The sequence below is a fragment of the Rikenella sp. genome (assembly GCF_056799795.1).
Window position 1 is genome coordinate 1 of the sequence record NZ_JBQIQO010000027.1, and the last position, 24,855, is coordinate 24,855.

The 24,855-nt window shown below is 61.4% G+C and carries 18 protein-coding genes; 8 read left to right on the top strand and 10 right to left on the bottom strand.

Features of this window, described 5'->3' with window-relative positions; translation table 11 throughout:
* Nucleotides 1-996: 996 nt before the first annotated feature.
* Both ACTO3O_RS07295 and ACTO3O_RS07300 read right to left on the bottom strand, forming a co-directional pair.
* Nucleotides 997-1,143 (bottom strand): hypothetical protein, encoded by a 147-nt coding sequence (locus ACTO3O_RS07295; protein ID WP_297832645.1) that lies wholly within the window; start codon nucleotides 1,141-1,143, stop codon nucleotides 997-999.
* An 885-nt stretch (nucleotides 1,144-2,028) separates the two neighbouring features.
* A complete protein-coding gene (locus tag ACTO3O_RS07300; RefSeq protein ID WP_297832642.1) occupies nucleotides 2,029-3,765 on the bottom strand; it encodes a clostripain-related cysteine peptidase in 1,737 nt (578 codons plus the stop codon).
* A 124-nt stretch (nucleotides 3,766-3,889) separates the two neighbouring features.
* On the opposite strand from ACTO3O_RS07300, the gene ACTO3O_RS07305 reads away from it, so the two are divergent.
* Together ACTO3O_RS07305 and ACTO3O_RS07310 are read left to right on the top strand one after the other, a co-directional pair.
* Complete coding sequence (locus tag ACTO3O_RS07305) at nucleotides 3,890-4,036, top strand: hypothetical protein (RefSeq protein WP_297832639.1); 147 nt, start codon at nucleotides 3,890-3,892, stop codon at nucleotides 4,034-4,036.
* A complete protein-coding gene (locus ACTO3O_RS07310) occupies nucleotides 4,021-4,233 on the top strand; it encodes a hypothetical protein (protein WP_297832636.1) in 213 nt (70 codons plus the stop codon). The genes ACTO3O_RS07305 and ACTO3O_RS07310 overlap by 16 nt, the downstream gene beginning before the upstream one ends.
* 1,231 nt (nucleotides 4,234-5,464) lie before the next feature.
* Here the strand turns inward: ACTO3O_RS07310 and lysS are convergent.
* Nucleotides 5,465-7,231, bottom strand: a complete 1,767-nt coding sequence (gene lysS / locus ACTO3O_RS07315; RefSeq protein ID WP_297832655.1) for a lysine--tRNA ligase — start codon at nucleotides 7,229-7,231, stop codon at nucleotides 5,465-5,467.
* 224 nt (nucleotides 7,232-7,455) lie between these two features.
* Here lysS and ACTO3O_RS07320 point away from each other — a divergent pair, with 224 nt between their 5' ends.
* A complete protein-coding gene (locus tag ACTO3O_RS07320; protein ID WP_297832653.1) occupies nucleotides 7,456-8,592 on the top strand; it encodes an MraY family glycosyltransferase in 1,137 nt (378 codons plus the stop codon).
* Nucleotides 8,593-9,922: 1,330 nt separating this feature from the next.
* Here ACTO3O_RS07320 and ACTO3O_RS07325 read toward each other — a convergent pair.
* Nucleotides 9,923-10,120 carry a hypothetical protein gene (locus ACTO3O_RS07325; protein ID WP_294594348.1) on the bottom strand — a complete coding sequence of 66 codons (198 nt, stop codon included), beginning with the start codon at nucleotides 10,118-10,120 and terminating at the stop codon, nucleotides 9,923-9,925.
* Between the two features lie 185 nt (nucleotides 10,121-10,305).
* Between ACTO3O_RS07325 and gdhA the strand changes: the two genes are divergently transcribed.
* The 4 genes from gdhA to ACTO3O_RS07345 all read left to right on the top strand — a co-directional run bounded on the left by gdhA (nucleotide 10,306) and on the right by ACTO3O_RS07345 (nucleotide 15,148).
* A complete protein-coding gene (gdhA, locus tag ACTO3O_RS07330; protein ID WP_297832434.1) occupies nucleotides 10,306-11,661 on the top strand; it encodes an NADP-specific glutamate dehydrogenase in 1,356 nt (451 codons plus the stop codon).
* A gap of 359 nt (nucleotides 11,662-12,020) precedes the next feature.
* Nucleotides 12,021-12,938, top strand: a complete 918-nt coding sequence (locus tag ACTO3O_RS07335; protein WP_297832432.1) for a hypothetical protein — start codon at nucleotides 12,021-12,023, stop codon at nucleotides 12,936-12,938.
* Nucleotides 12,939-13,434: 496 nt separating this feature from the next.
* Nucleotides 13,435-14,538: a phosphotransferase enzyme family protein gene (locus tag ACTO3O_RS07340; protein WP_297832430.1), complete on the top strand. Its 1,104-nt coding sequence runs from the start codon at nucleotides 13,435-13,437 to the stop codon at nucleotides 14,536-14,538.
* The gene (locus ACTO3O_RS07345; RefSeq protein WP_297832427.1) at nucleotides 14,531-15,148 is read left to right on the top strand and encodes a carbohydrate-binding family 9-like protein; all 618 of its coding nucleotides are present in this window, start codon (nucleotides 14,531-14,533) and stop codon (nucleotides 15,146-15,148) included. Before ACTO3O_RS07340 ends, ACTO3O_RS07345 begins: the two co-directional genes overlap by 8 nt.
* Nucleotides 15,149-16,940: 1,792 nt before the next feature.
* On the opposite strand, the gene ACTO3O_RS07350 is transcribed toward ACTO3O_RS07345, so the two are convergent.
* The 6 genes from ACTO3O_RS07350 to murB all read right to left on the bottom strand — a co-directional run bounded on the left by ACTO3O_RS07350 (nucleotide 16,941) and on the right by murB (nucleotide 22,171).
* Complete coding sequence (locus ACTO3O_RS07350) at nucleotides 16,941-17,087, bottom strand: hypothetical protein (RefSeq protein ID WP_482596629.1); 147 nt, start codon at nucleotides 17,085-17,087, stop codon at nucleotides 16,941-16,943.
* A gap of 596 nt (nucleotides 17,088-17,683) precedes the next feature.
* Entirely contained in the window at nucleotides 17,684-18,250 is a 567-nt protein-coding gene (locus tag ACTO3O_RS07355) for a DUF5606 family protein (RefSeq protein ID WP_363323632.1), read from the bottom strand.
* A gap of 85 nt (nucleotides 18,251-18,335) precedes the next feature.
* A complete protein-coding gene (gene coaE / locus ACTO3O_RS07360; protein WP_297832105.1) occupies nucleotides 18,336-18,977 on the bottom strand; it encodes a dephospho-CoA kinase in 642 nt (213 codons plus the stop codon).
* The gene (locus tag ACTO3O_RS07365; RefSeq protein WP_297832108.1) at nucleotides 18,974-19,930 is read right to left on the bottom strand and encodes a YbbR-like domain-containing protein; all 957 of its coding nucleotides are present in this window, start codon (nucleotides 19,928-19,930) and stop codon (nucleotides 18,974-18,976) included. Before ACTO3O_RS07365 ends, coaE begins: the two co-directional genes overlap by 4 nt.
* Before the next feature lie 291 nt (nucleotides 19,931-20,221).
* On the bottom strand, nucleotides 20,222-20,371 hold the full coding sequence (locus ACTO3O_RS07370; protein WP_297832112.1) for a hypothetical protein: 150 nt from the start codon (nucleotides 20,369-20,371) through the stop codon (nucleotides 20,222-20,224).
* A 786-nt stretch (nucleotides 20,372-21,157) separates the two neighbouring features.
* On the bottom strand, nucleotides 21,158-22,171 hold the full coding sequence (gene murB / locus ACTO3O_RS07375) for a UDP-N-acetylmuramate dehydrogenase (protein ID WP_297832115.1): 1,014 nt from the start codon (nucleotides 22,169-22,171) through the stop codon (nucleotides 21,158-21,160).
* 43 nt (nucleotides 22,172-22,214) lie between these two features.
* Between murB and ACTO3O_RS07380 the strand changes: the two genes are divergently transcribed.
* Complete coding sequence (locus ACTO3O_RS07380; RefSeq protein WP_482596632.1) at nucleotides 22,215-23,747, top strand: DUF4301 family protein; 1,533 nt, start codon at nucleotides 22,215-22,217, stop codon at nucleotides 23,745-23,747.
* Nucleotides 23,748-24,855: the final 1,108 nt, after the last annotated feature.

A 24,855-nucleotide genomic window follows, 5' to 3' on the forward strand; every position in this document is an offset into this window, starting at 1 on the left:
TTGTGGTTCGGAAAACCTCCGGGCCTGCGCGCTGGGCCTTCGGCCCACCCGGGGAGCGCGCAGCCCGAACCCAACAGAATGGGGCTGAACCTTTGGTCGTGCTTTGGGCTTTGCTTTTGGCCGAGCTTCTGCGACCCGTAGGGTCGTGCAGTTCGCCGCCACCCCATGCGGCGGACTGCAACTCGTCGGAGCTCGTTGTACTCACCGCTGACGGTGCACAGCTATAGGCTGAGAGCGAATAGCTCAGTCCCCGTGTCAACGGTCGGCCCGCAGCCCCGGATGCGGAGGGCCGAAATACTCCGCTCTCGCTCCGTCTTCGTTCTCCGCTGGCTGCGGCCGAAAACGAACCCGGCAGATTGGTAATGAATTGGACGACAGGCCGAACATGACAGATTTAGGTTGTGAATTGGGCCGTGAGTTAGGCTGAACGCTTGCGATCCTTTAGGGTCACGCAGTTCGCCGCCACCCTGCGCGGCGGATTACAACTCGTCGGAGCTCGTTGCAGTCACCGCTGACGGCGAATTGCTATAGGCTAAGAGCGAATAGCGCGATTCCGTTCGGAATCGCCGTCCTCGGGCGCCGGGGGGCGCGCCCGAGGATGAATGGGCGGAGAGTTGGGCTAAACTTTTGGGCTGTGCTTTTTCGACCCTTTAGGGGCGCCGTCCTGTTCGCCCAAGCCGAGAGATTTGGGTGTGGATTGGGTGGTGGTTTGGGATGAGTTTTTTCGACCCTTTGGGTCGCGCAGTTCGCCACCACCCTACGCGGCGGACTGCAACCCTCGCAAGCTCGGTCGCGTCCCCGCTGGCGGCAAACTGTTGTCGCGCTCAGAACGAATAGGCCGTGCTCCTGCGACCCAACGGGTCGCGCGGGCCGGAGCCACCCCCGGCGTAGGGCCGCAACTCTTGATCCTCGTTCGGCCCCCGCTGGCTCCGTCCGCCAAAGTCGACCCAGTTAGAGTAACTCCAGCCCCTTGCCCCCCGCGAGCGGCCCCCCCGTTTATTCCGAGAGGCAACGCAACTGAAAACCGTGGGCGCGATAGTGCGTAAAATTGGGACGGAGGAGTGATGCGCTGATATCCAAGTATATGCTATTGATACCGTTGACCGAAGCCGATCTAACAGAACCATAGCTGCCGCTCCCCACCAGATCGCCCGAATTGACATAGCGGTAGCCCGGGGCGCGCCGCCGACAGGGCGTTTTACTGGTCGCCTCGACCCCTAAGTGTCTCTACCCCAGGCAATCGGACTGCCTTGGTCTCCATTTGGTGTAGACACAGCCATCAAAAGACGCAGTGCGTCCGTTTATTCCGAGAGGCAACGCAACTGAAAACCGTAGCCGCGGCTGCTCGCGTAGCTGGGATAGAGGCTCGCCACGCCGAAATGCAAGTACACCCCATTGCTGCCGCTCACCGACGACGAATAGCTGAACCCGGTGCCGCCGACGTAGCTCAGCCCGCCACTGGCTCTCTCGCGGAAGCCCGGGGCGGGGTACCAGGCGAGCGGGGTTCCCGCGCCCGAGGTGCTTACCTTGTAGAGACGACCGTTGGTGGCTTTGTAATTTCCTGCACCATATTTTTCACCCGCTACGCCGTCCGAATAGTACGGGAAGGTACCGTTGAGCGGCTGGTCTGCGTTTTCCGTGCGCGTAAAGTCAGACCAAGAAAGGGTAGAGGCCGCCGGTTATTTAGGATAGACCCGATCAGTTGGTTAGGGTAGAGGCTGCCTTTATTTTTAGGGTAGACCCGGCCAGTTGCTTGGGGTAGAGGCTGGTAGTAAAACGCCCTGTGGGCGCGTTTATTCCGAGAGGCAACGCAACGGAAAACCGAAGCCGCGACTCGCTGCATTGTCCGGGGTGAGGCCGTGTATGTCAAAAGATAAAAATAGGCCGTCGATTTCGTTTGTGGCTGATGACCAGTTATATCCGGCATAATGGCCACCCCATAACGTGCCTGAAGGGTATCCGCGGTAGCCCGGGGCGGTGCCGCTCGGTACTCGAAAGCTGGCCGCTTCGTCCCTAAATCGTCCCCGCCTACCGCGCCAGCGCGCCCATTCCCGAAGCTTCGCTCCAGCCGAACCGCGTGCGATAGGCCTCCAGAGAGACCGGCGTTGAGGCTCGCGGCAGGTAGGACGACAGGCCGCAATGGGTCAGCACCCGAATCGCCCCCGACTGCCCTTCGAGAATCCACGGCGTCGTCGCTGCATACGGTACCGCCGCCGCCAGCGCCCGGTCGAACGCCCCCACTGCTTCCGTGTAGGCGGCCCCGTTCCACGTCCGGTGAACCAGGTCGCCCAGGTCGTAGAACGTCCCGTTGAACGAGGTGTAGGTGCGTCCGAACTGCTGCGCCGCCGGCGAGAGACCCGTTGTCCCCTCCGACAACCCGGTGTCGCTCAGCCGTTTCACCGCCTCCGCCAAAGTGGGTAACCCGCTGGTTTTGATCACCGAAACGGTGGCTGTCCGATAGGCTCCCGATTGTTCGTTGTAGTAGTCGAAGTAGGTGCGCGCTATCCCCTCGACATCCGCCGCGCCGGGCGAAAGCATCGGTTTCAGCACCTCCCGATAGGGGAATCCGGCTCCCAAAACCTCGGCCGCCGAGGCGATCAGGTAGTCGGTTCGGTCGCGGAACTCCCACGCCAGCTCGATGCAGGCCATGTGGCAGGCGTCGAAGAGGATGAAGTCGAACTTCCCGAATCCGGACAAGGCCCGGCTCATCGCGTCGATCTCCATCTCGCTGTTGTCGAAGCTGCTGCTTATGCCGAACGAGTAGCTCGTAATCCCCGGATTGTCTGTATTCGTTCCGCTCATCGACGTGGGCTTCGGTTCGCCGATCCCGGCGAGTTTCGACCCGCTCCACCCGGCGTCGTCCCAGGAGGGAATGACCGACCGAAGCGGTTGATAGCTCTCTGCGGGCAGCCATCCGGCGCCGTGCGACCAAAAGGCGAGTCCGTAGCTCGCCCCCGGTGCGAGCGCCATGGCGTCGGTCACCACGCGGGCCATCACTTCCGGATCGGTCGGGTTTTGTTCCCGGCTGTAGGTCTTCAGCACGCGGCTGGCGAAGGGTCGGTTCGGGTCGTTGCGGTCGCCGGAGATGAGCAGCAGCCGCGGGGTGTCGTCGTAGTCGGCTGTGGTCGGTGCCCACCGGCTTGCGGCGGCCACCGGATGCAGATAAACGACCATCCGGCCCTCTTTTTCGTTGTCGGGGAGTGCGGCCCACGCGGCTTCCATGTCGTTGATGTTCTGCACGGCGTAGGGGTAGAGGTTGTTGTCGGCGACCATGTATTCGATGACGGTGCGTCCGGCGGGGGGCACGTCGGGGTTGTGCCAGGTGGCGATGGTGTAGTAGTCGCCCGGGGCGAGCCGCAGGGCGTCTTCCTGTACGGTCTGCAAAACGTTGGGGTCGCCGGGTGCCTGTCCGCGGTTGTAGGCTTTCAGGACGGTGCTCCCGAACTGTTCGGGGTCTTGGTCGCGGGTGATGAGCAGGAGTCTCGGCCGTTCGTCGTACTGCGGGTCGGCGGGGGCGTAGGTGCTCCCTTTGGCCGGCGGGTAGAGGTAGACGATATGCCGTTCGTTCCCGGCCGGGTCGAACGTGGCTTCGAGTTCGTTGATGTAGCGTTGGGCGGCTGGGTAGCTCTGGTCGGTGGCGATGACGTATTCGATGACGGTGCGCTGGGCTGCGGGCAGGGGGGGCGGCTCGGGCGGGGTGGTTTCTTTGCAGCTGCCGAGGCCGACGAGGCTGACGAGAAGAAGGTATATCCGGTTGGTTTTCATCTGTTTCGGTTTCTTTGTTTTTTATGAGGGATTCGTCAGCGGGTATTCTGTAGTTGTTTTCGGTGGAAGTTCGGTGTCGTTCCTCCCCGCCCCGGGCCACCGCCACGCGTACTCGGGCGGGCCGGTGAGCGTCGGCTACAACGGGTTCGGCTGGTCTTCCGCCACGAGCGGCATCAGCGGCCTGGACTTGAATTTCCATTCGCAGGGCCTCAACACCAGCAACTCGGACAGCCGCGCCCACGGTTTTCAGTTGCGTTGCCTCTCGGAATAAACGGGTGCCGTTCGGCCCCGGGCTACCGTCGCGGCCCCTCGGGCGCGCTGAAGCACATCGGCAGCCACGGCTATGGCTGGTCGTCTGCGGTCAGTGGTACCAATGGCGTGAACTTTAGTTTCAGCCCTTCCTGGCTGTTCTCCAACGGATCGGATTATCGCGCCCACTGTTTTCCGTTGCATTGCCTCTCGGAATAAACGGAGTGTCCCGCCCCGGGCTTCCGCGACGGAGGCAATAATGGGAGATTAGGGGACCTGGGCAATGTCGGTCGCGAAGGTAACAGCTGGTCTGCTTCCATTAACGACAGAAATGGCATCTATTTGCTTTTCGACATGCAACGGCTACACATCAGTCCGGTTAATCGTTCCAACGGTTTCCAGTTGCGTTGCCTCTCGGAATAAACGGGCCGCGTGCCCGCGGGGGCAAGGGGCTGGAACTACCCCAAGGGGTAGCCTCTACCCGACTGTAATTTAATTCCATCGGTCGGAGCCAGCGTAGACGCAACGAGCATCGCGAGTGGCGGCCCTACGCCGGGGGTGGCTCCGGCCCGTGCGACCCGTTGGGTCGCAAAAGCATTGCCTCATCACGGAAAGTTCGCCGCCAGCGGAGGAGCAACGAGCTCCGTCGAGTTGCAGCCCGCCGCGTGGGGTGGCGGCGGACTGCACGACTCTGCGAGTCGCACGAGCATCGCATCCATTCACCGCCCCCATTCTGCGAAGTTCGTCCTTGGGCGCGCTACTCGATCTCAGTTCAAGCGAACGAAGCCTGCGGGGCCCAAAGCAACGTCAGTTGCGGGCCTCCGTGGTCGGAGGCTTCGGCCCCCGCGACTCTGCGAGTCGCAAAAGCTCGGCCCAATGCGGTGGAAAAACCGAAATCGGTTTTCCCGCCTGAAGAACAAGCACAGCCCAAAGCTCGCCCCAGCTCTCCGCCCCGTGTCCGCCTCACTGCGGCTCCGCTGGCGCTCCGCCGGTGCCGCTCGGCACCCGAAAGTTGGGCGTGTCTGCTCCTAAACGTCGCCCGCGGCAATTCTTGCCGGATTGGCTCTCCGCCAACCGGCAGAATATGCCCTTTACGCGGGCGGGCGACGGAGTTTTGCACGCCATTCTTTGTTCGCGCGCCTTGGGAAATCTTGTCAAAACACGCAAGCGAGTTTTGACGATTTCCCTCTTAAGGCGTCGGCGCACGTCTGTCCTACAGGAGGGGACTGCGCTCGGGCCGCGCGGGCCCCACGTCCCGTGGACGGGAAATGCTCACGCATTTCCACAGGCCGCCTCCGACCAAACCCCAAGACAGCCTCGGCCCGGCTCGTTGTTCCGCCAGCTCGAGACGGACACGGCTGTCCCTGTTCTCAATTGACGGAAAAAGCCTCCTTTTTATTGCATCCGACCGCCCCTCCGTCGCCGGAAGCCGGGCCGAAACCGAATGCCGCTACTCCGCCGAAGCCGAGGTCGAAGCTGAACCCGAAGCAGCCGCCGAAACCCACCCCGAGACCTCCTCCGCCGTCGGATTCTTCAGCCCCAGCTTGTTCTTCTTGTTGAACCCGCACAGATCCCCCCACAGCTTGTTCGGCGCCAGCCCCCCCAGCGAAGCCACCGTCACGTAGCCCATCTTCTGGAGCACCGGCACCCACTCCTCCGGAATCCCCGCAGCCGTGTAGAGAGCAGGCTCGTCCCGCACCGCCTTCTTCTCCGGCCGCATCTGCGGGAAGAACAACACGTCCTGGATCGACGACTGATCCGTCATGTACATCGTCAGCCGGTCGATCCCGATCCCCAGCCCCGAACAGGTCGGCATGCCGTATTCCAACGCCCGCACGAAGTCCATGTCGATGAACATCGCCTCGTCGTCGCCCTTTTCCGACAGCCGAAGCTGCTCCTGGAACCGCTCCAGCTGGTCGATCGGGTCGTTCAGCTCCGAGTAGGCGTTGCAGAGCTCCTTCCCGTTCACGAACAGCTCGAAACGCTCCGTCAGCGTCGAATCGTCGCGGTGGCGCTTGCTCAGCGGCGACATCTCGATCGGGTAGTCCGTCACGAAGGTCGGTTGCACCAAATCCGCCTCGCACCGCTCGCCGAAGATGGCGTCGATCAGCTTGCCCTTGCCCATCGTCTCGTCGGTCTCGACCCCCAGCTCGCGGCACGCCGCCCGCAGCTCCTCCTCCGTCTTCCCGGCGATGTCGAAGCCCGTTTTTTCGAGAATGGCATCCCGCATCGTCACCCGACGGAACGGCGCCCGGAAGTCGATCTCGCGATCCCCCACCCGCACGCGCGTCTCGCCGTCGTGCAGCTCCCGGGCCACCGTCTCCAGCAGCTGTTCCGTGAACTCCATCATCCACCGGTAGTCCTTATACGCCACGTAGAGCTCCATGCAGGTGAACTCCGGGTTGTGCGTCCGGTCCATCCCCTCGTTGCGGAAGTTCTTGCCGAACTCGTAGACCCCCTCGAACCCGCCGACGATGAGCCGTTTGAGGTAGAGCTCCGTCGCGATCCGCAGGTAGAGATCCGTATCCAGCGAGTTGTGGTGCGTGATGAAGGGCCGTGCCGCCGCCCCGCCCGGAATCGGTTGCAGGATCGGCGTCTCGACCTCCACGTAGCCGTGCTCGTCGAAGAAGCGGCGCATGGTGGCGATGATCTTGGCCCGTTTCAGGAAGGTCTCCTTGATGTGCGGGTTGACGATCAGGTCGAGGTAACGCATCCGGTAGCGCTGTTCCGGGTCGCTGAAGGCGTCGAAGACCTGGCCGTCCTTCTCCTTGACGATCGGCAGCGGGCGCAGCGACTTGCTCAGCACCGTGAACTCGCGGCAGTGCACCGACAGTTCGCCCATGTTGGTGACGAAGGCGAAGCCGCGGATGCCGACGATGTCGCCGATGTCGAGCAGCTTCTTGAAGACGGTGTTGTAGAGCGTCGGATCGCCCTCGGGGCAGATGTCGTCGCGCCGGATGTAGACCTGGATTCGGCCCGTGTGATCCTGGAGCTCGAAGAAGGCGGCGCTCCCCATGATCCGCCGGCTCATGATGCGTCCGGCGATCCGGATGTCCTGAAATTCAGTGCTCTCCGGGGTATATTTCTCGCGAATCCCGGCAGCCGTGGCGGTCACGGGATAGGCGGCGGCCGGATAGGGCTCGATGCCGAGTTCGCGCAGTTTGTTCATCGATTCGCGGCGCAGGAGCTCCTGCTCGCTGAGTTCCATAGGTTCCATATTGCGGTGTTGATGTTTTTTTGTCGTCCGTGGGGTGGTGACCGGCGGGCCGTGTGGCCCGCCGGTGCGCGGCGCAGACGGAGGGCGGTCGTCCCGACGCTCCGAAGCGCACACCTCACCGCCTGCAAAGGTACGAAAAATCGGCGACAGCTCGATAAAGACGTTGCAGGGTACCGAATAGTTCGTTATATTTGTCCAATCGCAAAAACGCTTCGGGGGAGACTATGATATACGTGTTATTCGTGATTCTGACGTTCGGGATTTCGGCCGCTTTCGGGTGGCTGGCGATTCCGCGGATCGTCATTTTTGCCAAGATGAAACGGCTGTTCGACGAACCGAACAAACGGAAGGTGCACAAGGGGGCCATTCCGCGGCTCGGCGGGTTGTCGTTTTTTCCGGCGGTGCTCTTTTCGTTCGCGTTCGTGCTGGGGCTCAGGTACTATTACGGATACGACGTCTCGATCAACTTGCAGATCGAGCTGCTGACCGAGTTTCTCTTCGTGGTGGCGGGGATGCTGATCCTCTACTTCGTGGGGCTGGCCGACGACCTGATCGGGGTGGGGTATCGGAACAAGTTCGCGGCTCAGATTTTCGCGGCGATCTGTCTGGTTTTCGCGGGGGTGACGGTCTACGATTTTCAGGGGCTGTTCGGGCTCCACCGGCTGCCTTTCCTGCCGGACGCGCTGCTGACGATCGTGGTGGTGGTGCTGACGGTCAATGCGTTCAACCTGATCGACGGGGTGGACGGCTTGTGTTCGGGGCTGGGGACGATCATCCTCTCGACGCTGGGCATTTTCTTTATCTATTACGAGCTTTTCGTCTATGCGATGTTCGCGTTCGGGATGGCGGGGGTGCTGATCGCGTTTTTCCAGTACAATGTGCTGGGGACGCGGCTCAAGGTGTTCATGGGGGATACGGGGTCGTTGACGCTGGGGTATATGATTATCTTCCTGGGACTTAAGTTCGCCAATTTGGGCCATACGACGTTCCAGCCGGTGGGGCTGCATGCTCCGTTGGCGATTCTGCTGGGGTTGCTTTTCGTGCCGGTGTTCGATACGTGCCGGGTCTTCGTGAGCAGGATATCGCGGGGGAAATCGCCGTTCTATCCGGATCAGAACCACATCCATCACAAACTGTTGCAGCTCAACCGGACGCATTTGCAGAGCACGGGGATTCTGTTGCTGTTGGAGGTTTTCTTCATCCTGTTCAATTTCTTTTTGACGGAGGTTTGCGGTTTGGATTTCGGGTGGGTTTTGCTGGCGGACATTGTTTTGGGGGTTGGGATTAACCTGATCCTCAATCGTCTGATCGATCACTACGGGCGGGCGCTGGGCGAGAACGAGGTGATCCGCAAGCCGTGAGGCGGGGGAGTTGCTACGGCGAAGTTTGTTTGAATTTGCGGGTATATCCGGCCAGAGCATCCCTTTAGGGATGCGCTCTAAAGTTTTTCTGGTTCTCTTTGTTCACAACCGACGCTGCCAGCGAGAGCAATGCAAACGTAGTTTGCAAATTGCCGAGCGGCGAGGAGGAAGGCGAAGCCAACGAGAACAGTTCAAGGCGGGGCAAAGCTCAACCGCGCGCGACCGCTGGAGTAGGAAATCATTCAAACGCGTAGTGCGCGTTTGAATAAGATTTCCGCTAGCGCGCGGAACAGGGAGTTGGGCTAAGGCTGCCATTTGCCCACCGCGGGCACGCGGGGCCTGCCTGGCCCGAAGGCAGTTCCCTCCTGTAGCCAGAGCCGCGCGCCCCGCCTAAAGAAGCGATTCAACTATTTCGGCGGTAAGCCGAAATAGTTGAATCGCGCAGGCGCGCGAAAACGCGGCGGAGCGCAAGCGGAGCCGCAGTGATGCTGACACGGGGCGGAGAATTGGGGCGAGCTTTGGGCCGTGCTGTTCTTTGGGCTGAGATTTGGGCGGTGAGTTGGGTCTTGCTTTTGGCCGGGCTTTAGGCCGAGCTTCTGCGGCTCTTTGAGCCGCGCAGTTCGCCGCCACCCCGCGCGGCGGACTGCAACTCGACGGAGCTCGTTGCATTCACCGCTGGCGGCGAACTTAGGCTAAGAACGAAATAGCGAGCCAAGAACGAGCCCCGATAGATTCGGGTTGTGGATTGGGCGGTGGCTTGAGATGAGTTTATGCGACTCGTAGAGTCGCGCGGGCCGAAGCCTCCGACCGCGGAGGCCCGCAACTGACGTTGTTGTGGGCTCCGCAGGCTTCGACCGCTTGAACTGAGAGCGAGTAGTGCGATTCCGTGAGGAATCGCCGTCCTCGGAGCGCGCAGCCCGAACCTGAAAGAATAGGGCATTGCCAAACGGGGCGGGCGCCCGGGAGTGGCCGCAGTGAGCTTGCGAACATTGCGGGCCTCCCGTGGGGAGGCGTCCGGCCCGCGCGGCTCCACGAGCCGCAGGAGTACAAATAGGGTAGAGGCTACCCGATTGTTTAGGGTAACGACGGCCAGTATTCGCGTGCCTCTCGTCCCCCGTTTATTCCGAGAGGCAACGCAACTGAAGAGCGTGCCCACGGCTGTCCGCGTAGCTGGGAAGGAGACCTTGCATGAGGAAGGCCAAGAACACGCTATTAGTCCCGTTCATGGTAGATGATCTACTGTAACCTGTGTGACCGACGAAGCCCAATCCGCCCAATCGTTTATCGCTTCCGGCGTCGCGGTAGCCCGGGGGTATCGCCCGGCTCCCGTTTATTCCGAGAGGCAACGCAACTGAAAACCGCCGGCGCGATTGTACGTGGCAGAAGGAGACATGGCGCCCGTGTAGAATAAAAGTCGCCAACCGTTCGTGCCGCTCACCGCAGAAGACCATACCGTACCGTCTCCGCCGACATTTCCCAGCCCCCCATCGTTGCTGCTGCGGAAGCCCGGGGCGGGGCCGCTCGGCATTCGAAAAGGGGGAGGTATTTCCACCTAATATTAGGCGCGGAACATATTAGGCGTGACGCCTTATAGCGGTACCTTATAATAGTAAGAGGCCTCCTGATCGACCGGCCTCCTGACTGCGAAAGGCCTTGGGGCGGGGGGCCTCCGTGCCTCTTACACCTTGAAAACCAACATAACCCCATAAATTCATGGAAAACCAAATCCAACAGTACATCAGCGACTTCATGGCCCGCATCGAAGCACGCAACCCCGGAGAACCCGAATTTCACCAAGCCGTGCGAGAAGTGGTCGAGAGTCTTGCCCCCTATATCCTCGAAAATCCGGTGCTCCGGAAGATGAAAATCCTCGAACGCATCGCCGAACCCGAACGCATTATTATCTTCCGCGTACCGTGGGTCAACGACCGCGGAGAGGTCGAAATCAACCGCGGATACCGCGTCCAGATGAACAGCGCCATCGGGCCCTACAAAGGGGGGCTGAGGTTCCACGCCTCCGTCAACCTCAGCATCCTGAAATTCCTCGCCTTCGAACAGACCTTCAAAAACGCACTCACCACGCTGCCCATGGGCGGCGGAAAGGGCGGTTCCGACTTCAACCCCAAAGGGAAATCCGACGGCGAAGTCATGCGCTTCTGCCAATCGTTCGCCACCGAACTCCAACGCCATATCGGCGCCGACACCGATGTCCCGGCAGGCGATATCGGCGTGGGAGCCAGAGAGATCGGATTCCTCTTCGGACAATACAAACGGCTCCGGAACGAATTTACCGGCACCTTCACCGGCAAGGGCTTGGATTGGGGCGGAAGCCCGCTGCGGCCGGAAGCCACCGGTTACGGCGTCAGCTACTTCGCCCAGGAGATGCTCGCTACGCGCGGGGACTCTCCGGCGGGGAAAGTCGTGGCCGTCTCCGGATCGGGGAACGTCGCCCAGTACGCCATCCAGAAGATGACCCAGCTCGGGGCCAAGGTCGTAACCGCTTCGGATTCATCGGGATACATCTACGACCCCGACGGGATCGACGCTGATAAACTGGAGTACATCTTCGAACTCAAGAACATCTACCGCGGACGGATCAGCGAGTATGCCGACCGCTATCCCAGCGCGACCTACTACCCGGGCGAACGGCCGTGGGGGGTGAAGTGCGACATCGCCATGCCGTGCGCCACGCAGAACGAACTCAACGGCGAAGATGCGGCCAAACTGATCGCCAACGGCTGTATCTGCGTCGCCGAGGGGGCGAATATGCCCTCCACGCCGGAGGCGGTGCACGCTTTCCAGCAGCACAAACTCCTCTACTCGCCGGGCAAGGCTTCCAACGCAGGCGGGGTGGCGACGTCGGGGCTGGAGATGACCCAGAACTCCGAACGCCTCCAGTGGGCCGCCGAAGAGGTGGACGAAAAACTGCACGCCATTATGCGGAACATCCACGCGGCCTGTCTGCGCTACGGGACGGAGCCGGACGGCTACGTCAATTACGTCAAGGGGGCCAATATCGCGGGGTTCCGGAAGGTGGCGAACGCCATGCTGGCGCAGGGGATCGTGTAGGGCGCGGCGGGAGACCGCCGAGGAGGGGGGCGTGGCGGTTTTTCGGACACCCGCATACCGGCCGGCCCGTTTTTTTGCTACCTTTGTCCCGAAACTCGAGCATTGCCCATGAATTAAAAACCTCTTTACGACATACATAGAAAAGCGTTAGCTTTACTTTTGTTTCCCAAAATCGCCAATTTTGAAACACACCCGAAAGTAAAGTGGTAACGCTCACGTGGCGACACGTGGGCTTTACTTATTTGGGTGTAAGGTGTTTGGCGATACCTGGAAAACAAATGAGCTTCAAAGGCCCACGCTTTTTATTTCCGGACGAGAACCCTTTTTTATTCACTTAATTAAAACACAACGCTATGGAAATGAAACAATTACCGTCGCCAGACGCCCTGAAACGCATCATGATGATGCTCGGAGTGAAATACCTTGTCGGCTGGGGAACGGCGGAGCAGGAGGAGACGGCGCAGGAGTGCGGATTCGACGATGTCTGCGAATGGCTGGAGGGCGACATCCTGACCGACTACTTTACGCTGAGCTACGACCCGGAGACGGGCGAGTATCGCTATGACGAGATTCCGGGGGGAGACAACGAGTTTCTGCACTTCGTAGCCGCTCCGAACTACTGTTTCGTGTGCAGCTGTTGCTGCGAGGGGGGCAGGCCGCTGCCCCGGGAGGAGATCCCGGCCGAGATTTACGACCGGATCGACGAGGTGGCCGGAACCTGCGCGACTCTCTTCGCCTGGTCGGTGGACGGGAAGACGTGGAACCAGCCGGAGGGATTCGACTGCTCGACGTTCAACGAAACGATCCTGGATCGCTTTTTCGACCGTTTCCCCGATTTCGACGAGGAGCGTTTCCGGCAGGCATGCCCGCTCTGGTATCAGGTCTACAAACAGGTGCCGTTCGACAACGATATGCTGCTGGAATGGGCCTTGCTCAGAGAGCTCTCTCAGGCGGCTCCGGCGACGGCGACCGGGCTCGAACTGCCGGAGGTCGCGCCTGTCGGGCAGGCTAAGGTGTTGAAGTACTTTGTGAACTACCCGACTGCGCTCCGGGAGGATTACGAGCCGGCGCTGACGGCTGAACATGTCGAGGAGCTGACGGCCAAAGGGCTTTATGCGTTGGCGGCTTACTGTGCGGGCCGCATGGCGGCGGAGCGGCCGGACGATGCGGCGTTGCGGCAGCGGGCGGACGATCTCTACGGGAAGGCGAAGGAGCTGGTTGAGAATCAAAAGGATATGGATGATTTGGAGGGAGGCGAAGAGGAGTACGATGGATAGTCGCTCTCCGATCCGGTAGGGTTCGGAGGAGCGGGGAGGCGCGAGGCATGGAAATCTTTTTCCATGCCTCGCTTTGTTTTTCGCGGCGGGGTACTTTATCGGTAGTTTCTATCCTCAAATCCAGCTCTTTGCCTCCCGCGGGCCCGCGGCGTTTATTCCGAGAGGCAACGCAACTGAAAACCGTAGGTACGGCTGTTTACAAAACTGGGCTCAAGATCGGCGGTACTGAATGTCAGATACGCTCCATCAATGTCATTCGTTGTGGACGACCAGCTGAATCCGTGACAACCGATATATACCAGTGTCCCGGAGTTTGTATGACGGTAGCCCGGGGCGGTCCGTGGCGCGTAGCCCAGAGGCACTCAAAAGCCGGCGGCCGAGGGAGGGTCTTTCCGAAAAAGTCACTATCTTTAACCGTCCGACCGGGAGACCGACTCTCTCCGTCGGGCGGAATCCTTTGGAATACTAACCCCTTTAAAAACCATTTAACCTCCTGATGAATACCGATTTGCGCGCTATCGCCGAACAGTTTCGCATCGACGGCGACGTCCGGACGGTGCGTCCGCTGGGCGAAGGATTTATCAACGACACCTTCCTGATCGAAACCGAGGCTGAAACTACTCCGAACTACATCCTGCAACGGAAAAACCGCCATATTTTCACCGATATCCCGGCCATGATGGAGAACATCCGCCGGGTGACCGACCACCTGAAAACCAAGATCAAGGCTCGGGGCGGAGATCCCCGGCGAGAGGCGCTCACCGTCACGCCGACAAAGGACGGAGAACTCTATTTCCTCGATGCTGAGGGAGAATATTGGGCCGCTTGCGAATTTATCGCCGATACGGCGGCGTATCAGCAGGCCGATACGCCGGAGCTCGCTTTTCAGGGCGGAAAGGGGATCGGGCTGTTTCAGGCGATGCTGGCCGATTTCCGGGAGTCGCTGACCGATATTCTGCCCGGATTCCACAACATCCGATATCGATTCCGGCAGTGGGACGAGACGCTGGCCGAAGACCGCGTGGGGCGTGTCAAAGAGGTGGCCCGGGAGATCGGCTGGATCGAGGAGCGGAGGGAGGAGATGCTCCGGTTCTGGTCGTTGGTCGAAACGGGCGTGATTCCGACGCGGGTGACGCATAACGATACGAAAATCAATAACATCCTGTTCGACGGCAAGACGGGGGAGGTGTTGTGTGTGATCGACCTCGATACGGTGCTCTCGGCGACGTGTCTCAACGACTACGGCGACGCGATGCGGTCGTACACCAACACGGGGGCGGAGGACGATGCGGATCTCGACCGGGTGTCGATGGATATCGCGATTTTCAAGGCCTATACGGAGGGGTATCTCTCTGAGGCTCACGCTTTCCTGACGCCGGAGGAGGCGGAATACCTCGCTTTTTCGGCCCGGTATATCACCTACGAACAGGTGCTGCGGTTCCTGATGGACTACATCGACGGTGACCGATACTACAAGGTGAAGTCGCCGGAGCACAACCTGGTGCGGACGCGGGCGCAGTACCGGTTGTTGCAGAGTATGGAGGCGCAGTATGCGGATATGCAGCGGATTGTAAAAGAAATATTGGAACGGTATGCTTAAGATTCGGAAAATCGAGGCGGGGAGCTCGCTGGAGGGGCTCCCGATGCAGGAGGTGGCGTGCAACAACTGGGCGGCGGAATATCCGTATGCGCCGCGGGTGAGGTTTGCGGCGGGGCATGACGGGAAGAGGCTGCTCTTGCGGTTCGAGGTGGAGGAGGGCTGCACGATGGCGAGGGTCGCGGAGGACAACGGGCCGGTGTGGACGGATTCGGCGGTGGAGTTCTTCATCTCGTTCGACGAGAGGGGGTACTATAACTTTGAGTTCAATTGCATCGGGCGGGCGCTGCTGGGGTTCCGGAAGACGAAACCGGAGGTGCGGCATGCGGATGAGGAGATTATGGGGCTGATCGTGCGGCGGGCGTCGCTGGGCGGGGAGCCGTTCGAGGAGCGGAGGGGGGATAATCGATGGACGCTGGAGGCGGAGATTCCGGCGGGGGCGTTCTTCGCGCACGATTTCGGCTCGCTGGACGGGCTGCGGGCGCGGGCGAATGTCTACAAGTGCGGGGATGATCTCTCGCAGCCGCATTTCCTGTCGTGGAGGCCGATCGGCACGGAAAAACCGAATTTCCATGTGCCGGAATACTTCGGCGAGGTGGAGTTCGAGGTGTGAGCGGCGTGCGAGCAGAGAACGGGAGACAGAGTAGAGCAGAGGCTGCCGCAGCGAAACGCAGTTTCGCCCGTCCACGGGACGTGGGGCCCGCGCGGCCCGAGCGCAGTACCCTCTTGTAGGACAGCCGCGCGCCTCGCCTTTAAGAGGGAAATCGTCAAAACTCGCTTGCGTGTTTTGACAAGATTTCCCAAGGCGCGCGGACAGAGAATGGGGCGAAGATTTGGGCCGAGGCTGCCCCTTCCGAGTGCCGGGAGGCACCGCCTGCCCGGCGTAAGGGCAGTCCCCTCCTGTAGGACAAACGCGCGCCACGCCTTAAGCAGGAAATCGTCAAAATGCGCTGGCGCGTTTTGACAAGATTTCCCCAGGCGCGCACCAAGAACTGGGCCGAACAGGTTAAGCGATACGCAGTATTGCTCCGTCCCGCCGGTGCGCCCATCGGGCGTTTTGTTAGGGTTGTCTTTGCTTTACTAACCGACCGCCGCCCGCGCAGGGCAGTTCTGTCCGGCACAGAGCCTGACCGCGCGACCGCTGGAGTAGGAAATCATTCAAACGCATGATTTGCGTTTGAATAAGATTTCCGCCAGCGCGCGAACAAAGAGTTGGGCTGAGGCTGCCATTTGCCCACCGCGGGCACGCGGGGCCTGCCCGGCCCGAGGGCAGTCTCCTCCTGTAGCCAAAGCCGCGCGCCCCGCCTAAAGAAGCGATTCGACTATTTCGGCTCGCGCCGAATATAGATGAATCGCGCAGGCGCGCGAAATCCGTCGCCCGCCCGCCTAAAAGGGGATTTCACTCGTTTTGCGGTGAGCAAAATCGAGATGAAATCCCAGCGGGCGACGGGAATGTGGCGGAGCGACAGCGGAGCCGCAGTGAGGCTGACACGGGGCAGAGAACTGGGTCGAGCTTGGGGCTGTGCCTGTTCTTCAGGCGCGAAAACCGATTACGGTTTTCGCGCCGCGCTGGGCCGAGCTGTTGGCTGAGCTTTTGCGGCTCGCAGAGCCGCCGGGCTTGCGGCGGGGCATCTTCGATGCCCGGGCCGGACGCCGCAGCCCGCACCCGACAGCATTGGACGAAAGTCCGAAACCAAATGGGCCGAGCTTCTGCGGCTCTTTGAGCCGGGCAGTTCGCCGCCACCCCACGCGGCGGACTGCAACTCGTCGGAGCTCGTTGCATTCGCCGCTGGCGGCGAACTGCTTAAATCAAAAGCGAATAGTACACCGAGGGCGATCCCGAGAGCTTTAGGTGGCGAATGGGACGAACTATTATCTAAACTTCTGCGGCTCTTTGAGCCGCGCAGTCCGTCGCGTGGGGTGGTGGCGAACAGCTATAGGCTGAGAGCGAGTAGCGCGCCCGAGGACGAATGGGCTGTGCTCTTGCGGTTCTCCGAACCGCCGGCCTTGTCGCCCAGCGGCGAAGCCGCTCAGGGGAGTGGGGCGACAGGCCGAATCCGACAGAATGTGGTGATAAACAGGCGGTGAATAGGCTTTGCTTCTGCGACCCTTTGGGTCGCGCGGGCCAGACGCTTCCTCACGGGAGGGACGCACAGCGTCTTTTACTGGCCGCCTCTACCCCATGATAGTACCTTCGGGCGTCCGGCCTGTTTTAGCCAAGAGTGAATATTAAGGGTCGGAGCCAGCGTGGCCGGAAACTAGCTCCGCGAGGTTGCAGGCCTACGCTTGGGGTGGCTTCGGCCCGCGCGGCTCAGAGAGCCGCAGTGATGCAATTTAAATGCAGGGTTGGGTGGTCGGTTACTTAGGGTAGTTCCAGCCATCTTTCGCGTGCCTCTCGTCCTCGTTTATTCCGAGAGGCACCGCAGCTGAAAACCGTAGGTACGAGGGTACGCGAAGCTGGAATCGATCCACGCCGCGCAGAAATACAAGTATATGCCATTTGTGCCGCTAGCCGTCGATGACCAGCTGTATCCGTAGCTGCCGACGTACATCAGATCGCCTAATCGCCCTTCGTTACCCGCATCACGACAGCCCGGGGCGGGCCGCGTGATTCTCAAAATTCGAATGAAAAAAATGAGTAGAAGTCCGGGTTCTAAGTTCCCAATCGGTTCCGTCGAAAGCTCTCCTGCCCGTTTATTCCGAGAGGCAACGCAACGGAAGACCGTAGGAACGGTACGCTTCATTGCCGGGATTGAGGTTCGTCATGTCGAAATTCAAGTGCACGCCAGCGCCTTCTCTGACTGTGGAAGACCAGATGAAACCGAAGTTGCTGACGCTGCCTGGCACGCCTGACTTTGCGTAGCGGTTGCCCGGGGCGGGGACGAGGGGCTGGCGAAAACGGGACGGGGCGCTGCAAATGGGCTATTCCTAAACGGGTGGGCTCGTGCCTGAACCGGGTGCTGAGCCGGACATGAGGGCTGCGCGTGTGAGTTGCGTCCCGCAGAACGAGACGACGCGGTCGAAGTGCTGAGCCGGACATGAGGGCTGCGTGGGGTGTGGAGCGAAAAGGAAGACGCCGAGTCGACCCAAAGTGGAGGCGACTCGGCGTCTGCTATTTATGTGCTCGGAATCTGCTCGATGCGGCAGGCTACTGCGCTTTCCGGGCGGTGGTGTTCTTGACCGAGGCGGTCTTGGCGCCGCTCACTTTCGGTGTCCGCTGGGTGGCGCTGCTCTTGGGGGCTGCTTTCGTGCCGGTCTTCGTCGTTTTGGCCGACTTCGGCGCTTCGGTGGTCGGTTCGCCTCCTTCGGCAGGAGCTTCGTCGGCGGCTGTGAAGCGGGTCATCCCGGCGGCGATCAGGAGGTTGTACCACTGGGCGATCTTCTTGATGTCGGACTGGTGGACGCGTTCGGTGTCGTAGTCCGGAAGCACGGAGGAGATGAAGGTGCGCAGTTCGTCGGGGCTGGATTTGGAGGTCACGGCGACGGATTGGCCGCCCTGCCGGTCGTAGATGGTCTGAAACAGATCGCCCAGCGGCACTTCGGACGAGGTGGTGAAGATGGCGATGTCGCCCAGGGCGCTCACTTTGGTCGTGCCGCCGACCATGGTACGACGGCCGTCAGCCAGCGATTCTACGATAATCCCCCCTTTGCCTTGTGCCACGTAGCGGTAGAGACCCGGGGTGCCGGATACGGCTAAAATCTCTTTCAGTTCCATAACGTATTGGTTGTCTTGTAGTTTTTCTGGTTCGTCGAGGCGGCTCGATGGGCTGCCTCGCGGGGAACAAAGGTAGCAAAATTTCCTAATTCCGGATGGCGGCGGTTTCGCGGCACAGGGTGGTGTGGAGGGCGAGCACTTGAGGGATCAGCAGTTGCCGGTCGTCGGCGGTGAGGGTGAAGTCGGCGTAGGAGGCGCGTTGGGGGTCGCTCAGCTGGGCGGAGATCCGGGCGCGGGCGGCGGCGGGGGTGGTCCGGTCGCGTTGGATAATCCGTTGGAGGCGAATGGGTTCGGGGGCGGTGACGGTGACGATGCGATCCATCAGCCGGTGGGCGCCGGATTCGATGAGGATGGCGGCTTCTTCGACGATGTAGGGGGGGGGCGAGGGATGTCGAGCCCACTGGGCGGCCCAGCGTTCGAAGTCGCGTTCGACGGCGGGGTGTACCAGGCGGTTCAGGGCGGCGAGGCGGTCGGGGTGGCCGAATACCTGGCTGGCGAGATAGGGTCGGTTGAGTTTCGTGGTCTGATTCTCAGTGATATATGTTTCTTGGCCGAAGTGGCGGGTGATGGCTTCCTGCAAGGAGGGGTCGTGCTCCATGAGCCGACGGGCGGCGAGGTCGGCGTTGTAGACGGGGATGCCGAGGAGTTGCAGGAGCCGGCCGACGGTGCTTTTGCCGCTGCCGATGCCGCCGGTCAGGCCGATACGCAGGGGAGGAGGAGGGGTCATGGCCGGCGGGTGAAGAAGGTTTCGACGTCTTGGGGTTCGATGCGCAGGATTTCGGTGCCGAGGGGTAGGGAGTCGATCCGCACTTCGCTGCGGCCGCTGGGCTGGTGGAGGGCGTCGCGGTAGTCGACGTAGGCGTGGAGTTGCTCTTCGCGAATCCGTTCGTAGTCGCGGAGGGGGACGTTCAGGGTCACGCGCACGCGCCCGGGGATGACGATGGCTTGGGTCTGTTTCTCGAGGTGTTCGATCCGGACGGGGAGGTCGAGGGTGTGCTGGGTGTAGGGCACGATGTCGATGCGGTAGTCGGTCTGGCGTTCGGAGAGCAGGGTGCCGGCGGGGGGGGTGAGTTCGATGTGGCCGCTGAGGGTGCCTTTGGCGTCGCTGATCCGACGGGGGCGGGTGTAGATGCCGGAGAGGCTGTCTAACAGGCTCCGGGGGCCGCGAACGTCGACGGAGTCGGGCCGGAACCGGGGCTGGCCGATGGGCATGTGCTGGGGGGCGGGGTCGATGTCGATGCGGCTGAGGACGGCCAGCCGTCTGGTCTCGACGGGGGAGACGCGGATGGTGAGGGCGGTGTCGAGGATTTCGAGTATCCGGAGCTCTTTCCCGGCGGCGGCGAGGGCGCCGGTTAGGGAGGTCTTATCGATCCGGAAGAGTTCGTCGCTCTCGGGAACGGGAACCAGGGTGAGTTGGGACATGGGGATCACGAGGCGGTCGGCCAGGTGCAGTTTGTGGGCGAGGAGTTTGCTCCCGACGCCTTCGGCGCGGCAGTGGATGGTGGTGCGGGGTTGGTCGATCCACAGACGGGAGGAGAAGTCGTTGGTCACTTCGACGGAGAGGGGGATCTCGGTGGTGTAGCGGTAGCCGAGTTGGGTGATGTACCACAGCAGGGCGGAGATGACCAGAAAGATCCAAAAACTGGGCTTGATATAGTGGGTGATGCGGTTGAATTTCATGGCGGGGCAAAGATAGGGAAAATGGGGGTAGGGTGGCGCGGGGTTCGTGGGGCTTTTTGAGGGATTTCCGAGGGAGTTTTGAGGGGGGTGCTCTGACAAGGGGCTTCGGCCCGCTTTGGGGTAGAGGCGGCGGGTCGGTTTGGTTGAGGCGGCCTTTATTTAGGGTAGACCTGGCCGTTGGTTGGGGTAGAGGCTGTCTTGTATTTAGGGTAGAGACCCGGCCAGTTGCTTGGGGTAGAGGCTGTCTCTTGGGGTAGTTCCAGCCAGTATTCGGGTGCCGAGCGGCCCCGTTTATTCCGAGAGGCAACGCAACTGAAAACCGTAGGAGCGGCGGTCGGAGTGGCTGGAGTTGAAATAGTGGGTGCGGTATGCGATGTATTGGGCGGATGTGTCGTCGGTGGATGAAGACCAACTGGCGCCGTGTTCGCCGGCGCTGTCCATCGCGCCTTCGCCGCTGCCGCGGAAGCCCGGGGCGGTGCCCGCAGGGCGTTTTGTTGGTTGTCTCTACCCTACTTTGGTTTGACCTTGGTGGGACGGACGCCCGGGAGGTGCTGCTATGGGGTAGAGGCGGCCAGTAAAAGACGCTGTGCGTCCCTCCCGTGGGGAGGCGTCCGGCCCGCGCGACCCGTTGGGTCGCATAAGCAACAACCTATTCCCGCCCCAATTCTGTCGGGTTCGGGCTGTCGCCCACTCCCCCGAGCGGCTTCGCCGCTGGGCGACGAGGCCGGCGACCCTAAAGGGTCGCAAGAGTTCAGCCCAATCCACCGCCTCAATTTTGCGAGGTTCGCCGCCAGCGGCGAATGCAACGAGCTCTGTCGAGTTGCAGTCCGCCGCATGGGGTGGCGGCGAACTGCGCGGCTCAAAGAGCCGCAGATGCTCGGCCAAATGCTCGGCCCAGCGCGGCGGGAAAACCGATTGCGGTTTTCCCGCCCAAAACAGACACAGCCCCAAGCTCGCCCCAGTTCTCGGCCCTGTGTCAGCCCCACTGCGGCTCCGCTGTCGCTCCGCCGCGTTTGCCGCGCGCCTGCGCGATTCATCTATATTCGGCTACCCGAAATAGTTGAATCGCTTCTTTAGGCGACGGCGCGCATCTTTGGCTACGGGAGGGTACTGTTCTTTTTGTGAACAAAAAGAACCAAAAAAACTTTAGACGGATGCTTCGCATCCTCCAGCTGCCGACGGCCCAACCTTTTGTCCGCGCGCCTGAGGCTGTAGGAGGCGCCGCTTTTACAAGACGTTCACTTCTTTCGAAAGGAGGATCCCGAATTTCGATTCTACGTCGGCGATGATCTGGTCGGAAAGTTGCAAAATCTCCTGGGCGGTCGCGCCGCCTAAGTTGATCAAGACCAAGGCCTGGCGAGGATGGACGCCGACGGTGCCGCTCCGGAAACCTTTCCAACCCGCTCGGTCGATCAGCCACCCGGCGGCTACTTTCACGCTACCCTCTTCGCCTGTCGGGTAGAGGGGCAGGTCGGGATGTTGTGACTTCAACTCCTCGGCCTGAGCGGCCGGTATCACGGGATTCTTGAAAAAACTCCCGGCGTTGCCCGATACGGACGGATCGGGGAGCTTCTCGTTCCGGATCGCTGTCACGGCGGAGCGCACGTGAGAGAGGCTCGGGCCGCCGAGGAGCGTCACCCGGTCGTGCAGGTCGCCGTACCTTATATTATAGGTGTACCCCTCCTGTTCCGGAATGAGGCGGAATTCGACGGCGGTCACGATGGCGCGACCCCGAAGAGGGCCTTTGAAGATGGATTCCCGGTAGCCGAAACCGCAGGCGGAGGAGGAAAGACGGACGGTTTCGAGACGCTCTGTGTCGAAATATTCCACGGTCTCGATGGTGTCTTTGGCTTCGGAACCGTAGGCGCCGATGTTCTGAACCGGGGCGGCGCCCACGTATCCGGGAATGGCGGAGAGGTTCTCCAGACCGCCCAGGCCGCGTTCCACGCTCCAGGCGACGAGGTCGTCCCAAACGACGCCGGCGTCGGCTCGAACCAGGGTGGGCTCGACGAGGGTGATCCGGGAGCCGGTCGGGTGGAGGATCAGGCCGGGAAAATGGCCGGTCAGGATCAGGTTGCTGCCGCCGCTCACCACGTACCAGGGCCAGCGGTTCGTCCGGCAGGTCTTGATGAGGCTGCGAAGTTCCTCGGTATCGCGGAATTCGGCCCAGTGGGCGGCGCGGGCTTCCAGACCGAAGGTGTTGTGGGCGAGGAGGGCATAATTCTCGGATATTTTGTTCATCTTTTCGGGTCGATTGGGGTTTGTGTGTGCAAATTTAAAAATAATGACTAACTTCGAGGACGATTATTCCTTTTTCGATATGGCTGTATTTACTCAGAACGACTTGGAGCGGATGGCGGCTCGGGGGACGGATCGGGAGCGGGTGGAGGAGCAGTTGGAGAATTTCAGAAGCGGGTTTCCGTTCCTGAAAATCGACCGGGCGGCGGTGGCGGGGGACGGGATTATGAAGCTCGATCCGGAACGGGCGCAGGTGTTGGCGGGGCTGTACGGACGGGCGGTGGCGGGATTGGCGGTGGAGAAGTTCGTGCCGGCGTCGGGGGCGGCGTCGAGGATGTTCAAGGAGTTGTACGAGTATGTGGCGGAGGGGAAGGGGAGCGCGACGGTGGAGAGGGTGTTGTCGGGGATCGAACGGTTTGCGTTCTATGAGGAGCTGGTGGCGCTGGGGGGAGATATGAAGGATCCGAGGGCGGTGGTGGCGGCTATGGTGGAGGGGGATGCGGCGGCGGGGACGGGTTTGGGGCTGGGGAGCAGGCCGAAGGGGCTCATCAAGTTCCACCGGTATGGGGACGGGGGGCGCACGGCGATGGAGGAGCATTTGGTGGAGGTGGCGCTCTATGGCGGAAATCCGGCGAGGATCCATTTCACGGTGTCGCCGGAGCATATGGAGGATTTCAAACGTCTGGTGGAGGAAAAAAGCGCGGGGTTTGCGGCGAAGTACGGGGTGGAGTATGAGGTCTCGTTCTCGGTGCAGGAGCCGGGGACGGATACGGTGGCGGTGAATCCGGACAATACGCCGTTCCGGGTGGGGGGTGCGGGCGAGGAGGGGGAGATTCTCTTCCGGCCGGGGGGACACGGGGCGTTGATTGAGAATCTGAACCGGATCGATGCGGATTTGATCTTTATCAAAACGGTGGACAATGTGGTGCCGGATCACTTGAAGGAGGATACGGTGTTGTATAAGAAGGCGTTGGGAGAGGTGGCGCTGGAGTTGCAGCAGCAGGTGTTCCTCTACCTGAAGAAGATCGATTCGGCGGGCTTCGCGGCGGAGGGGGATTTCCGGAAGGAGGTGTGGCGGTTTGTCGAACGGGAGTTGTGTTACCGCTTTCCGGAGGGGTTCGAACCGACGCTGGAGGATTTGAGGCGGGTGTTGGATCGGCCGATCCGGGTGTGCGGCATGGTGCGGAACGAGGGGGAACCGGGCGGGGGGCCGTTCTGGGCGGAGACGTCGATGGGGGTGCGGGGGGCGCTGTCGCTCCAGATTGCGGAGTCGTCGCAGATCGATCCGGAGGCGCGCGGGGCTTTGATGGGGGGTGGCACGCATTTCAATCCGGTGGATCTGGTCTGTGCGGTGCGGGATTTCAGGGGGCGGAAGTTCGACCTCGCGCGGTTTGTGGATAAGAGGACGGGATTCATCTCGGAAAAAAGCAAGGACGGACGGCCGCTCAGGGCGCAGGAGTTGCCGGGGCTCTGGAACGGGGCGATGGCGGACTGGACGACGGTCTTCGTGGAGGTACCGATCTCGACGTTCGCGCCGGTCAAGACGGTGGCGGATTTGCTCCGACCGCAGCATCAGTAGCGGTTGGCGGGGGACTTGTTTGGTGGGGTAAGGATTTCCGCCCGCGCGCGAACAAAGAACGGGAGTAGAGGCTGCCAGTGGAAATGCGTAGCATTTCCCGTCCACGGGACGTGGGGCCTGCCCGGCCCGAGGGCAGTACCCTCCTGTCGGCGCAGGCGCGCGCCCCGCCTAAAGAGGGAAATCGTCAAAATGTGCAAGCACGTTTTGACAAGATTTCCCAAGGCGCGCGAACAAAGAATGGCGTGCAAAACTCCGTCGCCAGCCCGCGTAAACGAGGGATTTCACTCGTTTTGCAACAGCAAAATCGAGATGAAATCCCAGCGAGCGACGAGAAAAGAATTCGCGCGCCCCGCCTAAAGAAGCGATTCAACTATTTCGGCGGTGAGCCGAAATAGAGTGAATCGCGCAAGGCGCGCGAAAGAGTGGCGGAGCGACAGCGGAGCCGCAGTGAGGCTGACACGGGGCGGAGAACTGGGCTGTGTCTGGTTTGGGCGGGAAAACCGGCTACGGTTTTCCCGCCGCGCTGGGCCGAGCATGGGGCTTGGCTGGGGCGGTGGGTTGGGCTGGAATCTGGGCCGAAAGCGAGTAGCTGAGTCCCCGTGTCAACGGTCGGCCCGCAGCCCCCGGATGCGGAGGGCCGAAATACTCCGCTTTCGCTCCGTCTTCGTTCTCCGCTGGCTGCGGGCGAGAACGCACCTCGCAGAATGGGGCGTGCCGAGGACGAATCTTACAGAATTGGGGCGGTGAATAGGGAGGCCTTTGTCTGTGCTCTTGCGGCTCTTTGAGCCGCCGGCCTCGGCGAGGACGAATGGGCGGAGAGTTGGGCTAAACTTTTGGGCTGTGCTCTTGCGACCCTTTAGGGTCGCCGGCCCTGTCGCCCAGCGGCTTTGCCGCTCGGGGGGATGGGCGACAGGCCGAACACGACAGCTTTGGGCGGTGAACGAGTCAGTGCAGTTGCGGCTCGCAGAGCCGCGCAGTTCGCCGCCACTCCGAGCGGCGGACTATTATCGTGCTCAGTACGAAATAGGCCGAGCTTTTGCGACCCTTTGGGTCGCGCGGGCCGGACGCCCGGGAGGCCCGCAACACGCCGCTTGCGCGCCGAGAGTTG